This is a genomic window from Streptococcus sp. 210928-DFI.4.42, from assembly GCF_020554365.1.
In the GTDB taxonomy this organism is placed as follows: domain Bacteria; phylum Bacillota; class Bacilli; order Lactobacillales; family Streptococcaceae; genus Streptococcus; species Streptococcus parasanguinis_S.
Window position 1 is genome coordinate 86472 of sequence record NZ_JAJCHF010000003.1, and the last position, 21251, is coordinate 107722.

Below are 21251 nucleotides of genomic sequence, written 5' to 3' on the forward strand. Positions count from 1 at the left end.
CCTAATACATAAATCTCTACACTATTCTAGCCATTAAAAAAGAAGTTCCTTTATGGAACTTCTTTTAATGGCTTTTATTTAGCTTCAAATCCTTCTGCGACTGCATCCGCAAAGTTCTCTTCGACGATGTTTGCACAGTGATCACAGATGGTTGCGTGGTAGTGACGTTCAGCCGTTGTTGGATCGATGCGACGGCAACGGTCACAAACTTCACCAGCGGCACGTTCAACCGTGAAGGCTACATCTTCAAAGGTCACTGCACCTTCTGGAGCTGGGCCTTCTGCGATAGTCAATTCAGAAACAATCAAGAGTTGGGCAACATTGCTATCAACAGCTCCAAGAAGTGTTTTCACAACTTCATTTGGATAAACTGTCAAATGAGCTTCGAGTGATTTACCGATCACTTTTTCATTCCGCGCTTCTTCCAAGGCTTTTTGCGCTTGACCACGGAAGTCCATGAAGGCTGACCATGTATCCAAGATTTCTTCTTGGTTGGCAAACGTTTCTGCTTCTGGTAATTCTGACAATTGAACAAAATCTTCGGCTTCAAACTCAAGATATGACCAGATTTCTTCAGCAGTGTGAGGAAGGATTGGTGTCAAGAGTTTGGTGATTTTCACAAGGATGTCATAGAAGACCGTTTGCATTTGACGGCGTTCGAGGGATTTAGCTCCTTCGATGTAAACAACATCCTTGGCAAAATCCAGGTAGAAGGCTGACAAGTCAACGTTGATAAAGTTAACAAGCGCCTTGTAGATCGTCAAGAACTCAAAGTTTTCATAAGCATCACGAATGGTCTTGACAAGCTGGTTAAAGCGAATGGTCATGTACTTGTCCACTGAACGAAGCTCGTCATAAGCAACTGCATCCTCAGCTGGATTAAAGTCAGAAGTGTTGGCAATCAAGAAACGAAGAGTATTCCGGATCTTACGGTAAGTCTCAGACACTTGGCTCAAGATATCCATTGAGATACGCACGTCATTGCTTGAATCTACACTAGTTACCCAGAGACGCAAGATTTCGGCACCAAATTGCTTTTCAACATCGCTTGGAGCAATGGTATTTCCAAGAGATTTAGACATCTTCTCACCTTTCCCATCCAAAGCAAAACCTTGAGACAAGATTTGTTTGTATGGTGCGACACCATGGTTCGCCACAGATGTGATAAGAGATGAGTTGAACCAACCACGGTACTGGTCTGAACCTTCAAGGTAAAGATCAGCTGGGTATTTGAGTTCTGGACGATTCACTACAACCCCATTCCATGATGAACCTGAGTCAAACCAGACGTCCATGATATCTGTTTCTTTTGTAAATTCGCCATTTGGTGAACCTGGATGCGTAAATCCTTCTGGCAAGAGTTCTTTCGCTTCACGCTGCCACCAGATGATAGAACCATGCTCTTCAAAGAGTTGAGCCACATGTTCGATGGTTTCAGCTGTCATGATTGGTGTTCCGTCTTCTGCATAGAAGATTGGAAGAGGCACACCCCAGGCACGTTGACGAGAGATGACCCAGTCACCACGGTCACGAATCATGTTATAAAGACGCACTTTCCCCCATTCTGAGTGGAATTTCACTTTTTCAATTTCGTCCAAGATATCTTGACGGAATTTTGATACAGAAGCAAACCACTGTGGCACTGCACGCCAGATGATTGGTTTTTTCGTCCGCCAGTCAAATGGGTAGGAGTGAGAGATTTCTTCTTGAGCAAGGAGCAAATCACCAAGTTTTTCGATAACCGTTGGAACAACCTTGTCATAGAACTGACCTGCAAAGTCAGGGCCAGCATTCTCCATCATGATTCCTCGTTCGTTAACAGTAACAGCAACTTCGAGGCCATTGGCAATCCCTACATTGTAGTCATCCTCACCAAAACCAGGAGCGGTATGGACGATACCAGTACCTGAATCAAGGGTTACATGCTCACCAAGGATCACCAATTCATCCACTTCAGGATCCCATGGGTGTTCTGTAACGATATGGTTCAATTCTTTTCCTTGGTAAGTCGCAAGGACTTCAGCATTTTCCCAACCGAATTTTTCAGAAAGACTTGGCAAGAGCTCAGATGCTACGACATACTTGCGGTCAGATCCAGCAGGTTTCACTACGACATAATCAAACTCTGCTCCTACCGTCAATCCACGAGAAGCTGTAACCGTAAATGGAGTTGTTGTCCAGACAACGATGTAAGTGTCTGTATCTAGGATACCCTTACCATCTTTAACCTTGTTCGCATAATAAAGAGACGTTGATACCAAATCATGGTATTCAATCTCTGCTTCAGCGAGGGCTGATTCAGAAGACCAAGACCAGTAAACTGGCTTAGCTCCACGGTAGATATAGCCTTTATTGGCCATTTCACCAAAGACGCGAATTTGCGCTGCTTCATAGTCAGGCGTCAAGGTTACATAAGGATGATCCCAATCACCTGAAACACCTAAGCGTTTAAAGTCTTCGCGTTGTTTATCTACTTGAGAAAGCGCATATTCACGGCAGAGTTTCAAGTACTCAACCAAATCCATTTCTTTACGTTTCACACCTTGTTTGGCTAAGACTTGCTCAATTGGCAAACCATGGGTATCCCAACCTGGAATATAAGGAGCGTAAAATCCTGACATAGACTTAGAACGAACGATGATATCTTTTGAGATCTTGTTCATGGCATGCCCTACGTGAATATTTCCGTTGGCATAGGGAGGGCCATCATGAAGCGTAAAATGCGGTTTCCCTTCATTCAACTCTTGACGGCGTTGATACAATTTTGCATCTTCCCATTCTTTTTGCCAAACTGGTTCCTTCGTTGGAAGCCCAGCCCGCATTGGAAAAGCTGTTTTTCCAAGATTCAATGTTTCTTTGAGTTTCATTGTGTCTCCTTATTGATTTAAAAAGCTATAAAAAAACACGAGCATCCTAAAAAGGACGATTGCTCGTGGTACCACCTTTGTTCGAGAAGTCGCAAACGACTTTCTCCTCTCATCCCGTAACGAGGGAAACGTCCGTTCTTACTCAAGGGTTCAGAACGAATACTGTAAAAGGATCATCCATTAAGAGAGAGTGCAGATCTTCCACTATCATCTGCTCGCTAGACCTATCATTAATGGACCTGTTTTTACAAAATTATAAAATATTGACAGATTCACGATTTGCATCATCTTCAGGTTGAATAGTTTCCTCAACCTCAAAGACTTCCTCATTTTCATGACGAGCGTGCTCTGCTTCTTCTAAAGCGGATTGAACTTTTTCATTCAAACCTTCAAACGCTTGTGTTGCACCCAATTCTAAATTAGCAGCTTCGATGCGTTTTTGCAATTCTTCGATTTCAGCTGGAGAGAATTGACGAGTCAAATCAATGTTATCATCTTCTGCATGATGATGGTGAACTGATTCACCCAAAGCTTTCTCCACAATTTCACGGAAAGCTTCATCACTTGTTTGAATGTACATAGCTGTTGGACGAAGAATTTCATCCCATTCAGGTGTATCGATAATGCTCAATTGGCTTTCGATTGTTGATTTCAAACGTTGATGGAAGACGCGTGTCTTATTCTTCAATTCCTCTGTTTCAACGGCAACCTTCTTGGCATTATCCGTTGCATGACGAAGGATTTCATTTGCTTTTTGTTTTGCTTCATCCACTAAGTGCTGTGCATCTTGTTCAGCTTGACGAACAATATTTTCAGAACGTTCGTTAGCTGCTTGTTTGACACGTTCAGCAGTATCTTGTGCAATCAAAACAGATTGACTCAATGAATCTTTCATTTCATCAAAATAGTTTAAGCGTTCTTCAAGAGCTTGAATTTTTGCTTCTTGATCATGATTTAAACGAACAAGATCTTCATAATCGCGAACAACGATATCTAGAAATTCTTCTACTTCGTTCGCATCATACCCTCTAAATTTAACGCCAAAAGTTTTATCTTTAATTTCTAAAGCAGTAAGAGCCATAACTCCTCCTCATTTTTTACTTAAGAGTACTTCAACAGTTACTTTATATTTTCCACTCTTTGAAATACCATTTTCAGAAACAATTTTAAGACGCCCAAAGCGTCGAACACTGACTAAATCATTCAGACCTACAGCATAGCTAACATTGGAAGTCGTCGCATAGTTAACTTTCACTAGACCAGAACTAATCAACTGACTAGCTTGTGAGCGCGAAAGCTTGAAGGTCCCAGCAATCACCTTATCTAACCGATAACTCGACACGAGAATATCTCGCTGCTGGCTTTCTTCCTCTACAATCATTTGTTCAGATAGAGGAACTTCCCTCAGCTTAACAGGTACCCGAGAAATTTTCTGGATGTGATCCATGAAATAGTGAACAAAACGCTGTTCAACAAATACTTGGATCTTTCCATCACTCGTCAGAATATCTCCAAAGGACTTGCGCTCCACACCCAATTGGTGAACAATGGTTCCCAGTACCTGGGAATGAGTCAAGTGATGAAATTTTGAAGCATAGACCATTTCTAATAGGGCCAGATCAAAGTCACTTGGATCTAATTGGTAATAATCTGGAGCAACAATAACCTTGGCATACTCCATTTTCTGCTCATCACTGGAAGCAAAGACCTGTAATTGGTAGCTTGCCGCGACATTTCGTAAAATAGTGACCTGATGAGGGTTTAAAAAACCCGTCACCTCAACAGAATAGCGTTCCACCACTCTTTCAGACAATTCAATACAGCGATCAATGAATTCGTGATCTTCGCGATTGAAATGTTGGTAAATCTCTGTCTGTCCCATCGTATTCTATCCAATCAAAAGTAGGAACAAGCGGGCTAACAACTGATTCATCAAGTTCAAGACCAAAAGTGCTACCAGAACTGTAAAATCCAAGCCCCCAAACTGCAATGGTAACTTTCTAAAAAGGCTCAAAAATGGTTCAACTAGGCGGTGAACCATTTGTCCAAGAGTACTCTGAGGTGCCCCAGGGAACCAAGATAGTAAGGCATAGATGACAAGAATGATGGAATAGATTTGAATGATATTTGATAAGTATTGAAAGATAACCATCTTAACGATTACGTTTCATATCATAGTCAAATTCTGTCACTTCCACATCATTTGGAAGGCGGATATCTTCAATGTTAACAACTACATTAATTGGAGTCAACAAGTACATGGTACTTGCAACACGACGAAGATTTCCTGCTAAAACATAACGAGCCCCATCCAAATAATCTAAACAACGACGTGCTTGTACTTCTGTCATATATTGGAAGTCAATCAAGATACTCTCATTAGATAGTAATAGATCAACAATTTCAGTCGCTTCCTCGTATTTGCGGGGATAGCGTACATCAATGGTAATCTTTTCATCTGTATTCGCACGATTAGCAGCCAATTCACGTTGACGTTCATGCAAGCGAGTAATATTTTCAGATGTATTTTTCGTTGTTGAAACAGGTTCCTTCACTGCCGCTGTAGACACTGGAGTCGTAACAGGTGCGACAGGAGTCGGTTTTGGTTTTACTGGTTCTCTTTGACTAATCTGTGGACGTGGAGAAGTCACTTGAGGAGTCGGCTGTGGCTGTGGAACTGGTTGAGTTTCCGCCCCAGCTGCTTTTGCCTCGCGAACTTCTACTTCTTCACCGTCTTCTGTGAAGTAGTCAATAAAGTTGTTAAATTTATCTTTTAATGACATAGTTCTTTCCTATTTAAAAAATGATGTCCCAATTCTAACATAAGTCGCTCCGTTCGCAATGGCTACTTCAAAGTCACGACTCATACCCATACTTAGTTCTGAAAAAGGCATATTTTTTAATTGTTTCTTTTCTAGTTGTTTCTGAAGTTGGTGAGTTTTTGAAAAAATATCCTGCAACTCTTCTTGACTAGCCTCAAAAGGAGCCATCGTCATTAAACCAACAATTTCAATTTTGTCCAGCTGTGCGATATCCGCTAAAACATCATCCAGTTCATCGGGTGCAAATCCATGCTTACTTTCTTCACCAGAAATATTCACTTGGAGGAAACACTTGATTGGGTGTTCTGCTCGCTTTTGAATTTCTTGAGCTAGCTTCACCGAATCCAAGGCATGAAAGTAATCGACAAGATTGATCACGTCTTTTACTTTCCGCCGTTGGAGGCTCCCAATCAAGTGCCAAGTGAGGTCATACTCTTTTAGAGCTTGATACTTTTCTAGGAATTTATCGACACGATTTTCACCGATATGTTGGATACCTGTTTTCACCAGTGCTTCTGTTGTGGCAACATCCACATACTTGGTGACAGCTATCACATTTACTTGATCTTGACGGTTAGCTTTGTTTCTTGCTGTTTCTACTTGTTGCCGAACAAGATCAGCATTCTTTACCAGATTCATGATTAACGATTCCGGAAGAATGGTGGTGTTTCCAATTCATCATCATCTGAAGATGAATCTACGTAACGATCAACTTGATGTGTTGATGTTGGTTCAGTTTGGCGAACGATATTCTCACGACGAATATCCCAATCACCAAAGGCTGAGCCACGGTTTGGTTCTACCGCTGGACGACTTGGAGTTGTTGGCAATTCAACATCTTGTTTCAAATCAAATTCACGGTCAAATGGTGCAGCTTGTGGGCGTTGTTCACGTGGTCCTGTTTTATAAGGACGTTGTGAGGAAGCAATGCCGCTAACGCGTTCTACCTTGTCTTGACGGACACCAGTTGCAACAACCGTCACGCGGATTTCATCTTTAAGAGATTCATCAATAGATGTACCCAACCAGATGTTCACTCCGTGACCTGCAGCTTGGTTTACAATTTCTGAAGCTTCTTCAGCTTCGATCAAAGTCATATCCAAACCACCTGTTACGTTGACGATCACGTCTTCTGCACCATCAATTGTAGTTTCAAGAAGCGGAGAGTAAATGGCTTTACGAGCCGCTTCGATAACGCGTTCTTCACCGCTACCAACACCAATACCCATGAGGGCATTTCCTTTGTTTTCCATAACAGTCTTCACGTCTGCAAAGTCAAGGTTGATCAATCCAGGACTTGTGATCAAGTCAGTGATCCCTTGAACACCTTGACGAAGAACGTTATCTGCTTCACTCAAAGCTTCAAGAAGTGGTGTCTTCTTGTCTACAATTTCAAGCAAGTTGTTATTAGAAATAATCAACAAGGTATCTACATGTTCGCGAAGTTCGTTGATCCCTTCAATAGCGAAGTTGCCACGTTTTGAACCTTCAAACCCGAATGGACGAGTGACAACGGCTACTGTCAAAGCACCTACTGCTTTTGCAATACGAGCGATGACTGGTGCAGCACCTGTACCAGATCCTCCACCCATCCCTGCAGTGATGAAGACCATGTCTGCACCTTGCAAAGCTTCTGTTAACACTTCTTCGCTTTCTTCAGCTGCCTTACGACCAACTTCAGGTTGACCTCCAGCACCCAATCCACGAGTCAATTTTGGACCCAATTGGATAACTGTTTCAGCTTTTGCACTTGAAAGTGCTTGAACATCTGTATTAGCTGCGATGAATTCTACACCGGCAACGCCTTCGTCAATCATACGATTGATGGCGTTACCGCCACCGCCACCGACACCGATTACTTTAATTACTGCACCTTGTGCCGCTGCTGTGTCAAATGAAAATGTCATAAATACTTACACTCCTTAATCAAACATATTACCGATCAAATTTTTCATTCGGTCTGTGAATGTAGTTTTTGGTTCTTGTTTGCTATCATTGCTTGCTGCTGGAATTTCTTGAGCATCCACTGGAGATTCAATCTTCTCAGCATTGTATGCAGGTACTACCGGTTGTGCTGGAGCAGCAGGTTGTGGTTGTACTTGTGGTTGCACTGGACGATCAAATTGAATCGGTTGTTGACGCAAGACCTCGTCTCCATGAACCGCAGCTTGAGCAATAATATCCACATCTGTCAAATTGCCTGCATATTCAGACAAGCTAATTACATGGGCAAAAGCTGGATTGCGAATTCCAATTTGATTTGGAACAAACAATTTCACATTTACACCAAAGACTTCTTGAGCCAATTCTTCAACACCAGGAAGGATCGCACCTCCACCGATAATCACAATACCACCAGGAAGATCCAACAAATGTCTTCTCTCAAGGTCTTGTTTGATTTGCTCAAAGATGTGTTTAATACGTGCTGAAATGATTTCAGCTAAGTACTTCTCAGTCACTTCAACTGGCTCTACTTCACCGATGACTTCTACATGGAAGACTTCGTTTCCAGCAGATGGCACATAGGCTTCACCATAGTTGAACTTCAAGCCTTCTGCCAATTTTTGAGAAGTTTTCAATACTTTAGAAATATCTTTGGTAACATAATCGCCACCTTCTTGGTAGATATTTGTAAATTGAAGTTCTTGGCTACGAACAGATGCCACCGTTGTTTGGCCACCACCCATATCGATCACCGTTGCTCCGAATTCACGTTCGCCTTCATTCAAGACTGTTTTGATCATCGCAAGCGGTGAAATGATGATGTTTTCAACTTGTAAGCCTGCACGTTCAACGGTTTTACGCAAATTGTGCAAGATTGTACGAGGTCCTGTATAAAGAAGGCCACGCATTTCAAGTCGAATTCCCATCATTCCGCGTGGATCGCGGATTCCTTGGAATCCATCTACCGTGAATTCTTCAGGAATGAAGGTGATTACTTCACGATCCGGTGTCATACTTTTTGTGAGTGCAGATTTGACAACATTTTCAACATCTGCATCTGTGATTTCTTTTGAATCACTTGTGACTGGAATCATTCCTTGAGTTGCTTCGATTTGTAGTAAGTTTGCAGGCAACCCAACATTGACTAGATTGATTGAAATCCCTGCTTTTTCTTCAGCTTGGCTGATTGCATTTTTAATTGCATTTGAAGCAGCTTCGATATCTACTATAATTCCATCTTTGACGCCAGCACTTTTTGCATTGCTGACTCCAATTACATTCATTTCTCCATTGACATGTTCTGCCACCAATACTTTTATTGAACTAGTACCGATATCTAAACCTGTAAAAAAGCCGTCTCTAGCCATTACACCAGTCCTCTCTCTTTATTTGTTTTCACTTTACATCTATTTATAGCCCTTTTAGTTGGAACTATCCAAACTTCATTATATCACAAAGAAGCCTAAAATGGACATTTTTTCTTCAATTATTTGAGATAATTTATGGGCTTTACTCATTCCCAGAAGAATTCTCTCCTTCTGGATTCTGTTCTTGGCTTGCTTCCTCAGAATGTTCATCCTGATTTTCTGTACTTTCAGCCTTTTCTTTTTCAGCCTGTTCTTTGGCATCTGCGATGGATTGTTCACTATAGCTGAATACTCCAGCCTCCATATCGATAGTCGAATCATCGTCTAATTGCTTACTGATCGCCTTATAGTAAGGAAGTTTGCGGGTAATTTGGGAAACAGGCACCAAGATTTTATTATCGTTTTTCATAGTGATGGTCACCAGATCCTTGGTGACCTTGCTCGGAGTCAGATCTACCGAAACAATTTTATCCGTAATGGAAGAAGAAATAGACTTCATTTCTTGGACAAATTGTCTAACTAATTCTCGATCTGAGAATTTTAAACTAATATAGGAGGACGGCAATTCCGAAGCTGGAGTTACTGTCTCAACGACTTCTCCATTTTCTAATACTGGATAGTGGTCTTCTCCGGTCACATAATAAGCAACTACTTTGTGTTCCACGACATTGACTTTAAAGGTCACTGGGAATTGATAATGCATGTGCACTTCTTTGATCCACGGACTAGCCGTTTTCATATTTTGTTCATAGACCGATTTATGAAGGAAGGTCGTCAGAGTATAATCTTCTTCCTTAATGCGACTTTTTTCATACAAGAGTTGCTGATCAACCGCTTTGTTCCCTGAAAATTCAATTACTTTCTGTGTGGACAAGGGGCTTAAAAAGTAGATCGAGAGAAGGGCGACAATCGAGCTGATTCCGATAACCGGAAGGGCACGATAGATGTGGCGTTTTGCCACTGTCGGTTCCTTCTTTGGTTTTTTCGTCTTCAAGCCTTTAAAAAATGAAGGCTTTTTCTCTTGCTTCTCTGAAGGATCTAGCTCCTCTATAGCCGGATCATCCTCTTCTCCTTCTGAACTTTCTCCATCTGCTTCTGAATCCTCTTCGGCCTCAGATTCATCTTCCTCTTCAGGCTCTTCTATTTCTTCAGATTCTTCCTCTGAGACAGAAGTTGTTTCTTTTTCTGAAAGGTCTTCGTCTTCTTTTGTTTCTTCGCTTTCAGTTTCCTCTTTTTCAGCTTCTTCCGCTTTTTCAAGCGCTTTTTTTTCTAAATATTCTTTGTTTCTTTTTTGCCAGGCTGACAATTCTGTAATTTTGTCATCCGTTGGCGTTTTTTTATTGTCGTCCGTCATCTTTTCCCTTACTGATATCTTTTTGAAGCAGGCCATAAAAATCGTCTAGTGAAAGGAGTTCTGTCGATTTTTCCATTGCTTGGTGGTAGACTTGGCTTTGCTTCAACATTTCTTGAATGGTTTCATTAAAGGTTTCGAGCGTCAATTGATCTTCCTGCAATTGCTCTGCATAACCTTTATCCACAAAATATTGGGCATTTTCAATCTGATCGCCACGGCTGGCTTCTTTTCCTAGCGGTACGATCAGGTGGAGTTTGTTCATGGCTAAGAGTTCAAATAAGGTATTGGCTCCACCTCTAGTCACCACTAAATCAGCCTTCTGGAGCATGGGCAAATACTGATCGGTTACATAATCCACTCGATACAAGCCACCCTCAGCCTGATTCAATGTTGAATCGCCCGTCAAATTGATGATATTGTAGTGGTGCAAGAGCTCTGCTTGATGCTCTGTCACAAATTCATTAAAGACACGCGCACCAGCTGATCCTCCGACAAAGAGAAGGGTCGGCAAGTCTTTTCGGAAACCTTTTGTTTTTTCTTCTAAAACTTCTGAAGTTGGCGGAATATGATCTGTAACCTTGGTTACCGCACCGATATGCTCACTCTTTGTCAAACCATGTGCTTGCTCAAAAGTCGTGTACATCTTGGTAGCAAATTTATAAGCAATTTTATTGGCCAATCCCATAGAAAGATCGGACTCATGGATATAGACAGGAACACGCGTGAGTCGGGCTGCGATCACTGGTGGCACAGAAACAAATCCTCCTTTTGAGAAGAGAACTTGTGGGCGCACACGAAGCAGGATTGCAATGGACTGGAGCGTCCCCCAAGCCACCTTGAACACATCCATCATATTTTGGAAAGAGAAATAGCGGCGCAATTTCCCCGTTGCAATTGAATGGAAGCGCACGTCTAAGCCAGACTTTTTGATCTCTTGGTATTCGATTCCTTTTTTGTCTCCAATATAATGGACTTCCCATCCATCTTCGATAAATTTTGGAATCAAGAGGAGATTAAGGGTCACATGTCCCACGGTTCCCCCACCAGTAAACATTATTTTTTTCATCTTATTTCAACCCTTTTACTGTAGCAAGGAATTCATCCCCACGCACTTCAAAATTCGGATACATATCCCAGCTGGCATTGGCAGGACTTAGTAGCACAACATCTCCGGGGCTAGCCAAGTCGAAGGCTTTCTTTGTAGCATCCGCTACATCTGCCGCATCAACATAAGAGACGCCAGCTTTATCTGCTGCGCGTTTCACTCGAGGAGCTGATTCCCCTAGAATCACCATTTCCTTTAAACCAGTAATGTGAGGCACCAATTCATCAAATTCATTGCCACGATCGAGCCCCCCTGCAATCAAGATCACCTTGCTGTTATCAAAACCAGAAAGAGCTTTTTGTGTTGCTAGAATATTAGTCGATTTGCTATCATTGTAGAATTTGACACCTTGAATCTCATCCACATATTGAAGACGGTGTTTCACTCCTCCAAAGGCCGACAAGGTTTCTTTAATGACCTCATTCTCCACACCTCGGACTTTTGCAACAGCAATCGTTGCCAAGGCATTCTCTACATTGTGACTACCTGGAACACCCAGTTCATCCGCACGCATAACAACTTCTCCCTTAAACTTGAGAAGTCCATCTTCCAAATAAGCCCCATCCACTTTTTCAACCGTTGAAAATGGAAGGACCCTTGCCTTGGTTTTTGTAGCCAGTTCCTTGGCCACGTCTTGGTTGAAGTTCAAGACAATGACATCTTTTTCTGTCATATTCTTTTGAAGATTCCATTTGGCAGCTACATAATTTTCAAAAGAACCATGATAGTCGATATGGGTCGGCATGAGGTTGGTAATCACTGCAATCTCTGGATGGAAGGCTTCAATTCCCATCAATTGGAAAGAAGACAATTCCATGACCAGAACGTCCTTTTCTGTTGCTGTTTGTGCAACTTGACTAGCTGGAAAACCGATATTCCCAGACAATAGACCACCTTGGCCGGCAGCCGTCAAGACTTCCCCGATCATGGTTGTCGTCGTCGTTTTTCCGTTTGATCCTGTAATCCCAATAATTGGCCCATCCGAAATCAGATAGGCCAATTCCACTTCAGTGAGGACTGGAATACCCTTTTCAAGCGCTTTTTCGACCATTGGGTTAGAATAAGGGATTCCTGGATTTTTGACCATGACTGCAAAGTCTTCATCCAACAATTCCAGAGGGTGACCTCCTGTCACAACTTTAATCCCTTCTTCCAGTAAACTTTGTGCTGCTGGATTTTCTTCAAAAGGTTTGCCATCATTGACGGTCACAATTGCTCCTAAGCGATCCAACAAACGGGCAGCTGACTCGCCTGACTTCGCCAAACCTAATACAAGAACCTTTTTATTTTCAAATTGTTTCACAAATTTCATGATTTCTTCGCTCCATTTTTATCACTCTCTATTTTACCTTTTTTTAGCAAAATTAAAAAGCCCAAAGGGCTTTAAAAATCACGTCAGCGTTTATTTTTTCTGTTTGGTCGTCATTTTGGAAATATCCACCAAAGCCAGGTAGCCAACAAAGGCGAGAAAGGCACCGACAAAAAACTCAGACGGTAGTTGGAATATCTGAAAAATGGCGAGACAAGTCAGTACGATAATGGAGACGATTAAGACCACCATTGTGACACTGTTTAAGGTACCACGAATACTTTTTGGGGTCATAAAAAGGTAAAAAAGGAGAATCAAAATCCCTAAGATAAAATAGACCATTTTGTTTCTCCTTTCTTTCCGTATTATTCAGCAGCTGCTGATTTTTTCTTTTTATTTGCTTTTTCGCGTTCTGCTTTGTTCAAGATTTGTTTCCGCAAACGGATAGATTCAGGTGTTACTTCCATGTACTCGTCGTCGTTCAAGAACTCAAGAGATTCTTCCAAGGTCAAGATACGAGGAGTCTTGATAACCGCTGTTTGGTCCTTAGTAGCGGAACGAACGTTGGTCATTTGTTTTGCTTTCGTAATGTTTACGGTCAAGTCGTTCTCACGAGAGTTTTCACCAATGATCATTCCTTCGTAAACTTCTGTACCTGGATTGACAAAGATCGTACCACGTTCTTCGATAGACATGATAGAGTAAGTGGTTGCTTTTCCGTTATCGATTGAAACAAGAGCACCACGGTGACGTCCACCGATTTCTCCTGGAATCACTGGCAAGTATTGGTCAAAGGTGTGGTTCATGATTCCGTAACCACGTGTCATTGACAAGAACTCTGTTGAGTATCCAATCAAACCACGCGCAGGAACAAGGAAGACCAAACGAGTTTGACCGTTACCTGTTGCAACCATATCCAACATTTCACCCTTACGCTCAGAAAGGCTTTGAATAACAGAACCTTGGTATTCTTCTGGTGTGTCGATTTGTACGCGCTCAAATGGTTCACATTGGACACCATCAATTTCCTTGATAATAACTTCTGGACGAGACACTTGCAATTCGTATCCTTCACGACGCATGGTTTCGATCAAGATAGACAAGTGCAATTCCCCACGTCCTGAAACTGTCCATTTATCAGGTGAATCAGTTGGGTCAACACGAAGAGAGACGTCTGTTTGCAATTCCGCTTGCAAACGTTCTTCGACTTTACGTGAGGTCACCCATTTCCCTTCGCGACCAGCAAATGGTGAGTTGTTGACCAAGAAGGTCATTTGAAGGGTTGGTTCATCGATGTGAAGGATTGGAAGAGCTTCAACTGCGTCTGTCGGTGTGATCGTTTCTCCAACGAAGATATCTTCCATACCAGAGATCGCGATCAAATCACCTGCTTTAGCTTCTTGAATTTCACGACGTTCCAAGCCAAAGAAACCAAAGAGTTTGGTAACACGGAAGTTCTTAGTCGTTCCATCCAATTTAGAAAGAGTTACTTGGTCCCCAACTTTTACAGTACCACGGAAGACACGTCCGATACCGATACGTCCAACGAAGTCGTTGTAATCAAGCAGGGATACTTGGAATTGAAGAGGCTCATCTGAGTTATCAACTGGAGCTGGGATGTGATCAATGATAGTATCAAAGATCGGTGCCATTGTGTGCTCTTGATCAGCTGGATCGTCTGAAAGTGAAGATGTTCCGTTAATCGCTGATGCATAAACAACTGGGAATTCCAATTGGTCATCATCCGCACCCAATTCGATGAAGAGTTCAAGAACTTCGTCTACAACTTCTTCTGGACGAGCAGATGGTTTATCGATTTTGTTAACTACAACGATCGGAACAAGATCTTGTTCCAAGGCTTTTTTCAATACGAAACGAGTCTGAGGCATGGTTCCTTCGTAGGCATCAACGACCAATACAACCCCATCGACCATTTTCATGATCCGTTCCACTTCTCCACCGAAGTCCGCGTGTCCTGGTGTGTCCATAATATTGATTCGAGTTCCGTTATAAGCAACGGCTGTATTTTTAGCAAGGATCGTAATCCCACGTTCTTTTTCAAGATCGTTTGAGTCCATTGCACGTTCTTGCAATTCTTTACGTTCATCCAAGGTGTGCGATTGTTTCAACAATTCGTCTACCAAGGTTGTTTTACCATGGTCAACGTGGGCAATGATCGCAACGTTACGAATATCTTCTCTTAATTTTGTCATGATTTCCTCTATAAAATTTTAAATAATATTTCTAACTGAACAATTATACCACAGTCCTATCTAAAAAACACAGTTCAGCTAGTTGTAAATGTTTTCATCTTCATTTCTTTTCTCCGACTCGATTTCCTTTTCTTTTCATGATACACTGATGATAAGAATTTCAGAAAAAGAGGCTCCCATGAGATTAGATCAATTGATGGCAGACCATCACTACGCTCGCAAAGACATCAAACAACTTCTGGCCCGAAGGCAAATCTTGGTCGATCACCTACCAGCTAAAAAGCTATCCCAAAACATCGACCCTGGACTCCAACAGATTCAAATCGGGGATCGGATCATTCAGGAACCGCGTCACCACTACTACATGCTCCATAAACCAATTGGAGCCGTGACCGCTAAAAGAGACGTCTACCATCCAACAGTGATCGAGCTAGTGGATCCCCAGCAAGAGTACCCAGACCTCTATCCTCTTGGTCGCCTCGATCGCGACACCAGTGGTTTGCTCCTCATCACAGATAATGGCCCCTTAGGCTTTCAACTACTCCATCCCCAATACCATGTGGAGAAGGTCTATGAGGTAGAAGTCAATGGTCCGCTCTATGCAGCCCACATCGAGCAATTTCAGAATGGGATTTCATTCACGGACGGCCCTATCTGCAAGCCTGCTTCCTTAACTATTCTAGAAAGTAACCCCAGCTACAGCAAGGCCCAGGTCCGAATCTCAGAAGGAAAATACCACCAAGTGAAAAAGATGTTTTTGGCCATTGGAGTCAAAGTAATGACCTTAAAACGCTTGTCTTTTGGTCCCTTCACCTTGGATCCTCAGTTAGCCCCTGGAGAAAGCCGGCCTTTGAATGAGGTGGAGCTCACATGGGTCAAATACTACCTTGAAAAAACGAGATAAAAAAGCTCTAACCACACACTTTGTGCAGTTAGAGCTCTTTTTTATTAAGCGTCTTTTTTCACTTTCCCATTCCAAGAATCAAGACCATAAGACAAGACATAAATGTCTGTATAACCCTGTTTCTTAAGATATAGGGCCGCATTGGTTACACGCGAACTACGGCTATTTTCATAGAGCAAAATCGGTTTGTCTTTGCGCAAGGCTGCAAGACTCAACTTCAACTGAGTAGAAGGAATGTTGCGTGCTCCTAAAATATGCTTGGCATGAAACTCAGCCGGCTCTCGCAAATCAATCAACTGACCTTGACGAATCAGCTCTTCAAAGGTTGCATTATCCACAAATTTAGCAGCTTTACGGATGCGGAAATAATTAAACGCCATCCATCCAAATGCTCCTAAAATAACCAACCAAACAATGATATTACCCATCACTCTACCTCACTCTTTTTCAAAAATTCTAATTCTTGCTTGTGTTCTCTTCTTAAAACGGTATCGGCTTCTAAATAATCGAGCCGTTCCATCAGGCCTGCATCATAAAGACGTTGAAGCTCAATTTTCATCAATTCGATGTCATAGAGGCGCTTCCCCACATAAATGATGATTCCAAAACGTTTTAAAAATTGTTGAACATCATACAGGTTTTTCATGTTCATTATTGTATCAAATTTAGAAAGGCTTTACAAGATTTTCAAGCAAATGATGAAATTTTCCGATTGCTTTACGAATAAATAAGTATGATCAACTTTTATTTTTTTACCATCGGTACTTGCATCGCCTCTTTTTTGGGACTAGTTGTCGATCGTTTCCCAAACCAATCTGTTCTCGCTCCTCGCAGTCATTGTGATCACTGCCAACACGTCCTTGGAGTTTGGGATCTCATCCCCATCCTCTCACAACTACTGCACCGCTTTCGCTGTCGCTATTGTCATCAGACCTACCCATTTTGGTACTGCCTTTTTGAGGTCTGGAGTGGCCTGCTCTTTTTAGCCTGCGCCAATGGTTTTCTTTCTCTGCCTCAGCTTCTAACACTACTGGGAGCTGCCGTTTTAGCCATTTATGACCTTCGCTTTATGGAATACCCCTTGGTCATCTGGTGCTGTCTCCATGCCTTGGTCCTCTTTTTATCCGGTAGTAATCTCCTCATGCTGGTCTTTTTACTCCTTGCGATAGGAGCTCACTTTTTCTTTATCGGAATGGGAGCAGGAGATTTCCTCTTACTCGCTACCTTCTCGCTGACCTTTTCCTCTACCAAGATCCTCATTCTCATTCAGATCGCATCCATCTTAGGGATTCTCGTCTTTGCTCTCAAAAAAGAAAGAGACCGGATTCCCTTTGTACCCTGTCTCTTTCTCAGTTATCACGCTTTACTGCTTTATACGATGTTTTGCAGATAAATTCTTTTTATTTTGCAGCCTTCGCTTCTAGATAATCAGCGATGGCAGCTACGTCCTTGTCCCCACGTCCGGAAACATTGATGATGATGATCTTGTCTTTATCTAATTGTGGAGCACGTTTGACCGCTTCTGCAATCGCGTGTGAGCTTTCAATGGCTGGGAGGATTCCTTCTGTCTTACTGAGGAGAAGAAGAGCTTCTACTGCTTCATCATCTGTTGCAGCCACATATTCGACACGACCAGAATCTTTAAAGAAAGCATGCTCTGGACCAACCCCTGGGTAGTCCAAACCAGCAGAGATCGAGTACACTGGCGCTACTTTTCCATCTTCGCCAAAGACTGCATAGGTCTTCATCCCATCAACCACACCGATAGTCCCTTTGGTCATGGTCGCTGCGTGTTGATCGGTGTCCAAGCCATGTCCAGCTGCTTCTACCCCAATCAAGCCGACTTCCTCTTCTGCGACATATTCAGAAAAGGCACCGATGGCATTGGAGCCACCACCGACACAGGCAATCACATAGTCCGGCAAACGACCTTCTTTTTCCAAGATTTGACGTTTAGATTCTTCACTGATCACTTTTTGGAATTCATGCACAATAGTTGGGTATGGGTGAGGGCCAACAGCAGAACCCAAAACGTAAAAGACATCTAGATCCGCCATCCATGCTCCAAAGGCAGCATCAACGGCGTCTTTCAAGGTCTTAGTCCCGGTTTCAACCGCATGAACGGTTGCCCCCATCATTTCCATGCGGAAGACATTCAAGCGTTGGCGTTCCACGTCTTCTGCCCCCATGTAGACATCACAGGCCATACCGAACTTAGCTGCCGCAGCTGCTGTAGCTACACCGTGTTGACCGGCTCCTGTTTCAGCAATCACGCGCGTTTTGCCCATGCGTTTAGCCAAGAGGATTTGCCCCAGAACGTTATTCAATTTATGCGAACCTAGGTGATTCAAGTCTTCGCGCTTCAAATAAATTTTTGCCCCACCTAAATGATCTGTCAAACTTTCCGCAAAGTAGAGCGGTGTTTCCCGACCAGAGTAATCTTTCAAATAATGTTTGTATTCTGCGATAAACTCTGGGTCCTTTTTATACTGTTCAAAAGTTGCCTCTAATTGATCCAGCAAGTTTTGAATGGGTTCTGGTACGAAAGATCCACCAAATTGTCCGAAATAGCCTTTTGTTTCTGTCATGATTGTGTCCTCTTTTCTATATCTTCAATCCTGTTTATGATCTTTTTCTCTCGCGGGTCCTTTGAGCTGCAGTCTCACTGGGTTCCTTTGAGATACAAAAAACCTCACACAGAAAAATCTGTGTGAGGACGATTCGATACCGCGGTGCCACCTCAATTGTAGGAGGCTATTTTTTCTCCTACATCTCTGACCTGTCTAACAACAGGGTGCACGATAAGGTGTGCTCACCGAATTTTTATTGTTTCAAATTCATCATCATAAACGCATCAGCCCATTTCAAGATTCACCACTGCTTGTTCGCAATCACCACAAGCTCCCTGGAAGTGAGAAAAATCTCTACTTTTCTGATGTCTTGAAGTTATTATAGCTCCCGCTTCTGACTTTGTCAACAAAAATTTTAAAAAGTGGTTAAAATGTTCGGATTTTACATTTCCCCATTTTTTGCTAGCAATCGTGCTCTGCAATACTGAAAGCCTAAATAAGCCAGATAAGCGCCTAAGGTATTGGTCCACAAATCATCTAGCTCAAAGACACGATTGGCATCAAACAAGAGATCTAACAGAACTTGGCTGCATTCAATCCACAAGCTCATCGCAAAACCGAAGCACAAGACCCGTTTGCGGCTCCTCAACCAGGGCCATAGCCAGAGGAGTTGAAAGACCAGCGGGCTTAACAAAAAGATATTGGCTATGTTTTGGAGAATGACCTTAATGAGTTGGAGGGCACTGGTGATCTGACCAAGATTCATCACCGAATTAAAAGGAACCAGCAGGACGACGATGCGACCGAAATGTTGAATACCCGGTGTTTCCATACCTGGCTCTGGCTGTTGGGGCAAAAAACACATCAAACACAAGAGGATAAAATAGAAGAAGCTGCCACTCCGTAACAGCCTTCTTCCTCTTTTTGTTAGTTCTGTATGATCGATCAGCCCTTGTTTAAGGTTGCGCATGTTCAACAATCGCTTTCTCCCGATCCCGTTTCATGGTATTTGAACGCAATTGGCCACAGGCTGCATCAATATCTGTACCGTGCTCTTGACGCACTACACAGTTAACACCTTGTTTTTTCAAGGTATCATAGAAGGCCATGACCCGTTCTTTTGGACTCCGGCTATATTGGTCATGCTCACTGACAGGATTATAAGGAATCAAGTTGACATAAGACAATTTCTTGATATTCTTGAGCAATTCTGCCAACTCTAAGGCTTGCTCGACTCCATCATTGACTTCATTGAGCATGATGTACTCAAAGGTCACCCGACGGTTCGTAGTCTCAATATAGTATTCAATCGCCGCAAACAATTTTTCAATTGGAAAGGCCCGGTTGATCTTCATGATGCTAGAGCGCAAGTCATTGTTTGGTGCATGAAGAGACACTGCCAAATTGACCTGCACACCTTCATTTGCAAAGTCACGAATTTTATGAGCCAAACCAGAAGTTGACACGGTAATATGACGAGCACCAATCGCTAATCCCTTGTCATCATTGACCGTCCGGATAAATTTCAAGACATTGTTATAGTTGTCAAATGGTTCTCCGATTCCCATGACAACGATATGGCTGACCCGTTCATCTTGGCCACGTTCGTCAAAGTATTTTTGGACCAACATGATTTGAGACACGATTTCCCCATTGTTCAAATCTCGTTGTTTTTTGATCAAACCAGAAGCACAAAAGGTACAACCGATATTGCATCCTACCTGAGTCGTTACACAGACAGATAATCCATAGTGCTGACGCATCAAGACGGTTTCAATCAACATGCCGTCTGGCAATTCAAAAAGGTACTTGACCGTTCCATCTGCTGACTCTTGCACGATCCGTTGCTTGAGTGGGTTGACGACAAACTGATCATTTAACTTTGCAATCAAATCCTTAGAAAGATTGGTCATTTCTTCGAAGGACTGGACGCGTTTGCGATAGAGCCATTCCCAGATTTGTGCTGCACGGAATTTCTTTTCCCCGTTTTCTTCCGCCCAATCAATCATATCTTGGCGTGTTAAACTATAAATGGATGGTTTCATTCTTTCTTACTCCTCTTTTTGTCGAATCACAAAATGACGTTTGTTGTCTGTCTTCGTTGTTTTTTTGGTCTCAGCAGACGGTCTTGTTTTTTTCGAGTTATTGGCTGACTGTCCCTTGTCGCGTTCTCGTTTTTGGAAACGATCTTTTTGTTTGCGATTGCGCGAACGCTTCTTCGGCTCTCTTTCTTCTGATTGAGCTTTTTTGACCGGTGATTTCTTATCAAAAGAAGCACGATGGGGCTCCTTATTTTCAAGGACAAAATAAGCACAACCATAGCTACAATATTCTAACAAATAATCGTCTAAGCGACTTAATTTATCCATCGTTGCAACATCGCGCTCTTCCTTATAAAAGCCACGCAAGCGCAACTGCTCATTGCTCCAATCACCAACAATGTAATCAAACTTGGTTAAAATCTCAGAAAATCTCTGACCAAAAACAGTCGCATCAAAAGCTTCCTTCTCATTTTTCAACAGCTCAAAGGAGAGGTTTTCTGAAAGGATCTGGTCTCCTACCTGACGAAACACAGGTCCAGGAAATTTATTGTAATTATATAATTCAGGGTCAATTTCTTTTCGCATAGTGTTCCTTCATCAAAATCTATTTACTGTAACACTTTATTTTATCATAAATTTGATGACTTGCGTCAGATTTGACTAGAAAAGAGTTGAAATTCCTTTGAGAGCAAAAAGAGAGTGGGACAGAAATCGGTAATTCGTTAGAATTCGATTTCGTCGTCCCACCTCCGCA

The 21251-nt window shown here is 42.4% G+C and carries 21 protein-coding genes and 1 other annotated feature; of the genes, 2 read left to right on the forward strand and 19 right to left on the reverse strand.

The window, feature by feature from the left end:
* Window positions 1-74 precede the first annotated feature (74 nt).
* The 13 genes from ileS to typA all read right to left on the reverse strand — a co-directional run bounded on the left by ileS (window position 75) and on the right by typA (window position 14981).
* The gene (gene ileS, locus LIZ08_RS01950; protein WP_227038156.1) at window positions 75-2867 is read right to left on the reverse strand and encodes an isoleucine--tRNA ligase; all 2793 of its coding nucleotides are present in this window, start codon (window positions 2865-2867) and stop codon (window positions 75-77) included.
* 253 nt (window positions 2868-3120) lie between these two features.
* Complete coding sequence (locus tag LIZ08_RS01955; protein ID WP_125826174.1) at window positions 3121-3948, reverse strand: DivIVA domain-containing protein; 828 nt, start codon at window positions 3946-3948, stop codon at window positions 3121-3123.
* 9 nt (window positions 3949-3957) lie between these two features.
* A complete protein-coding gene (locus LIZ08_RS01960; protein ID WP_129824405.1) occupies window positions 3958-4749 on the reverse strand; it encodes an RNA-binding protein in 792 nt (263 codons plus the stop codon).
* A 6-nt stretch (window positions 4750-4755) separates the two neighbouring features.
* Window positions 4756-5019, reverse strand: a complete 264-nt coding sequence (locus LIZ08_RS01965) for a YggT family protein (RefSeq protein ID WP_003011858.1) — start codon at window positions 5017-5019, stop codon at window positions 4756-4758.
* A 1-nt stretch (window position 5020) separates the two neighbouring features.
* A complete protein-coding gene (locus tag LIZ08_RS01970; RefSeq protein WP_003005962.1) occupies window positions 5021-5650 on the reverse strand; it encodes a cell division protein SepF in 630 nt (209 codons plus the stop codon).
* A gap of 9 nt (window positions 5651-5659) precedes the next feature.
* Window positions 5660-6328, reverse strand: a complete 669-nt coding sequence (locus tag LIZ08_RS01975) for a YggS family pyridoxal phosphate-dependent enzyme (protein ID WP_227038157.1) — start codon at window positions 6326-6328, stop codon at window positions 5660-5662.
* Between the two features lie 2 nt (window positions 6329-6330).
* Window positions 6331-7596 carry a cell division protein FtsZ gene (gene ftsZ / locus LIZ08_RS01980; protein ID WP_003005955.1) on the reverse strand — a complete coding sequence of 422 codons (1266 nt, stop codon included), beginning with the start codon at window positions 7594-7596 and terminating at the stop codon, window positions 6331-6333.
* A 15-nt stretch (window positions 7597-7611) separates the two neighbouring features.
* A complete protein-coding gene (gene ftsA, locus LIZ08_RS01985) occupies window positions 7612-9000 on the reverse strand; it encodes a cell division protein FtsA (protein ID WP_003005953.1) in 1389 nt (462 codons plus the stop codon).
* A 142-nt stretch (window positions 9001-9142) separates the two neighbouring features.
* Window positions 9143-9961 carry a cell division protein FtsQ/DivIB gene (locus LIZ08_RS01990; protein WP_406698110.1) on the reverse strand — a complete coding sequence of 273 codons (819 nt, stop codon included), beginning with the start codon at window positions 9959-9961 and terminating at the stop codon, window positions 9143-9145.
* 376 nt (window positions 9962-10337) lie between these two features.
* Complete coding sequence (locus LIZ08_RS01995) at window positions 10338-11420, reverse strand: UDP-N-acetylglucosamine--N-acetylmuramyl-(pentapeptide) pyrophosphoryl-undecaprenol N-acetylglucosamine transferase (RefSeq protein WP_045759164.1); 1083 nt, start codon at window positions 11418-11420, stop codon at window positions 10338-10340.
* Window position 11421: 1 nt separating this feature from the next.
* Window positions 11422-12771: a UDP-N-acetylmuramoyl-L-alanine--D-glutamate ligase gene (gene murD, locus LIZ08_RS02000; protein WP_227038159.1), complete on the reverse strand. Its 1350-nt coding sequence runs from the start codon at window positions 12769-12771 to the stop codon at window positions 11422-11424.
* 90 nt (window positions 12772-12861) lie between these two features.
* Window positions 12862-13110, reverse strand: a complete 249-nt coding sequence (locus LIZ08_RS02005; RefSeq protein ID WP_004219693.1) for a DUF3165 family protein — start codon at window positions 13108-13110, stop codon at window positions 12862-12864.
* 23 nt (window positions 13111-13133) lie between these two features.
* Window positions 13134-14981 carry a translational GTPase TypA gene (gene typA, locus LIZ08_RS02010; protein WP_049474409.1) on the reverse strand — a complete coding sequence of 616 codons (1848 nt, stop codon included), beginning with the start codon at window positions 14979-14981 and terminating at the stop codon, window positions 13134-13136.
* A 178-nt stretch (window positions 14982-15159) separates the two neighbouring features.
* Here typA and LIZ08_RS02015 point away from each other — a divergent pair, with 178 nt between their 5' ends.
* Entirely contained in the window at window positions 15160-15885 is a 726-nt protein-coding gene (locus tag LIZ08_RS02015) for a 16S rRNA pseudouridine(516) synthase (RefSeq protein WP_227038160.1), read from the forward strand.
* A 44-nt stretch (window positions 15886-15929) separates the two neighbouring features.
* Here the strand turns inward: LIZ08_RS02015 and LIZ08_RS02020 are convergent, their stop codons facing one another.
* Together LIZ08_RS02020 and LIZ08_RS02025 are read right to left on the reverse strand one after the other, a co-directional pair.
* Window positions 15930-16313 (reverse strand): rhodanese-like domain-containing protein, encoded by a 384-nt coding sequence (locus LIZ08_RS02020; protein WP_031575916.1) that lies wholly within the window; start codon window positions 16311-16313, stop codon window positions 15930-15932.
* Window positions 16313-16531 (reverse strand): YqgQ family protein, encoded by a 219-nt coding sequence (locus tag LIZ08_RS02025; protein WP_003017930.1) that lies wholly within the window; start codon window positions 16529-16531, stop codon window positions 16313-16315. The genes LIZ08_RS02020 and LIZ08_RS02025 overlap by 1 nt, the downstream gene beginning before the upstream one ends.
* A gap of 87 nt (window positions 16532-16618) precedes the next feature.
* Here LIZ08_RS02025 and LIZ08_RS02030 point away from each other — a divergent pair, with 87 nt between their 5' ends.
* Window positions 16619-17278, forward strand: a complete 660-nt coding sequence (locus LIZ08_RS02030) for a prepilin peptidase (RefSeq protein ID WP_227038161.1) — start codon at window positions 16619-16621, stop codon at window positions 17276-17278.
* Window positions 17279-17285: 7 nt separating this feature from the next.
* On the opposite strand, the gene trpB is transcribed toward LIZ08_RS02030, so the two are convergent.
* The 4 genes from trpB to LIZ08_RS02050 form a co-directional block, all read right to left on the reverse strand.
* A complete protein-coding gene (gene trpB / locus LIZ08_RS02035; RefSeq protein ID WP_227038162.1) occupies window positions 17286-18473 on the reverse strand; it encodes a tryptophan synthase subunit beta in 1188 nt (395 codons plus the stop codon).
* Between the two features lie 121 nt (window positions 18474-18594).
* Window positions 18595-18835, reverse strand: a binding site (T-box leader).
* A gap of 62 nt (window positions 18836-18897) precedes the next feature.
* Window positions 18898-19425: a VanZ family protein gene (locus LIZ08_RS02040; protein ID WP_227038163.1), complete on the reverse strand. Its 528-nt coding sequence runs from the start codon at window positions 19423-19425 to the stop codon at window positions 18898-18900.
* Window positions 19412-20500, reverse strand: a complete 1089-nt coding sequence (gene rlmN, locus LIZ08_RS02045; RefSeq protein ID WP_003005918.1) for a 23S rRNA (adenine(2503)-C(2))-methyltransferase RlmN — start codon at window positions 20498-20500, stop codon at window positions 19412-19414. The genes LIZ08_RS02040 and rlmN overlap by 14 nt, the downstream gene beginning before the upstream one ends.
* A 6-nt stretch (window positions 20501-20506) precedes the next feature.
* The gene (locus LIZ08_RS02050) at window positions 20507-21082 is read right to left on the reverse strand and encodes a YutD family protein (RefSeq protein ID WP_049474406.1); all 576 of its coding nucleotides are present in this window, start codon (window positions 21080-21082) and stop codon (window positions 20507-20509) included.
* Window positions 21083-21251 lie beyond the last annotated feature (169 nt).

Coding starts and splice junctions, on each gene's coding strand:
- typA (WP_049474409.1), bottom strand. CDS start 14,981: ATGACAAAATTAAGAGAAGATATTCGTAACGTTGCGATCATTGCCCAC.
- ftsA (WP_003005953.1), bottom strand. CDS start 9,000: ATGGCTAGAGACGGCTTTTTTACAGGTTTAGATATCGGTACTAGTTCA.
- LIZ08_RS01995 (WP_045759164.1), bottom strand. CDS start 11,420: ATGAAAAAAATAATGTTTACTGGTGGGGGAACCGTGGGACATGTGACC.
- LIZ08_RS01975 (WP_227038157.1), bottom strand. CDS start 6,328: ATGAATCTGGTAAAGAATGCTGATCTTGTTCGGCAACAAGTAGAAACA.
- LIZ08_RS01965 (WP_003011858.1), bottom strand. CDS start 5,019: ATGGTTATCTTTCAATACTTATCAAATATCATTCAAATCTATTCCATC.
- rlmN (WP_003005918.1), bottom strand. CDS start 20,500: ATGAAACCATCCATTTATAGTTTAACACGCCAAGATATGATTGATTGG.
- LIZ08_RS01970 (WP_003005962.1), bottom strand. CDS start 5,650: ATGTCATTAAAAGATAAATTTAACAACTTTATTGACTACTTCACAGAA.
- LIZ08_RS02040 (WP_227038163.1), bottom strand. CDS start 19,425: ATGCGCAACCTTAAACAAGGGCTGATCGATCATACAGAACTAACAAAA.
- LIZ08_RS02020 (WP_031575916.1), bottom strand. CDS start 16,313: ATGGGTAATATCATTGTTTGGTTGGTTATTTTAGGAGCATTTGGATGG.
- ileS (WP_227038156.1), bottom strand. CDS start 2,867: ATGAAACTCAAAGAAACATTGAATCTTGGAAAAACAGCTTTTCCAATG.
- LIZ08_RS01955 (WP_125826174.1), bottom strand. CDS start 3,948: ATGGCTCTTACTGCTTTAGAAATTAAAGATAAAACTTTTGGCGTTAAA.
- murD (WP_227038159.1), bottom strand. CDS start 12,771: ATGAAATTTGTGAAACAATTTGAAAATAAAAAGGTTCTTGTATTAGGT.
- LIZ08_RS02030 (WP_227038161.1), top strand. CDS start 16,619: ATGATCAACTTTTATTTTTTTACCATCGGTACTTGCATCGCCTCTTTT.
- ftsZ (WP_003005955.1), bottom strand. CDS start 7,596: ATGACATTTTCATTTGACACAGCAGCGGCACAAGGTGCAGTAATTAAA.
- LIZ08_RS02050 (WP_049474406.1), bottom strand. CDS start 21,082: ATGCGAAAAGAAATTGACCCTGAATTATATAATTACAATAAATTTCCT.
- LIZ08_RS02005 (WP_004219693.1), bottom strand. CDS start 13,110: ATGGTCTATTTTATCTTAGGGATTTTGATTCTCCTTTTTTACCTTTTT.
- LIZ08_RS02015 (WP_227038160.1), top strand. CDS start 15,160: ATGAGATTAGATCAATTGATGGCAGACCATCACTACGCTCGCAAAGAC.
- trpB (WP_227038162.1), bottom strand. CDS start 18,473: ATGACAGAAACAAAAGGCTATTTCGGACAATTTGGTGGATCTTTCGTA.
- LIZ08_RS02025 (WP_003017930.1), bottom strand. CDS start 16,531: ATGAAAAACCTGTATGATGTTCAACAATTTTTAAAACGTTTTGGAATC.
- LIZ08_RS01960 (WP_129824405.1), bottom strand. CDS start 4,749: ATGGGACAGACAGAGATTTACCAACATTTCAATCGCGAAGATCACGAA.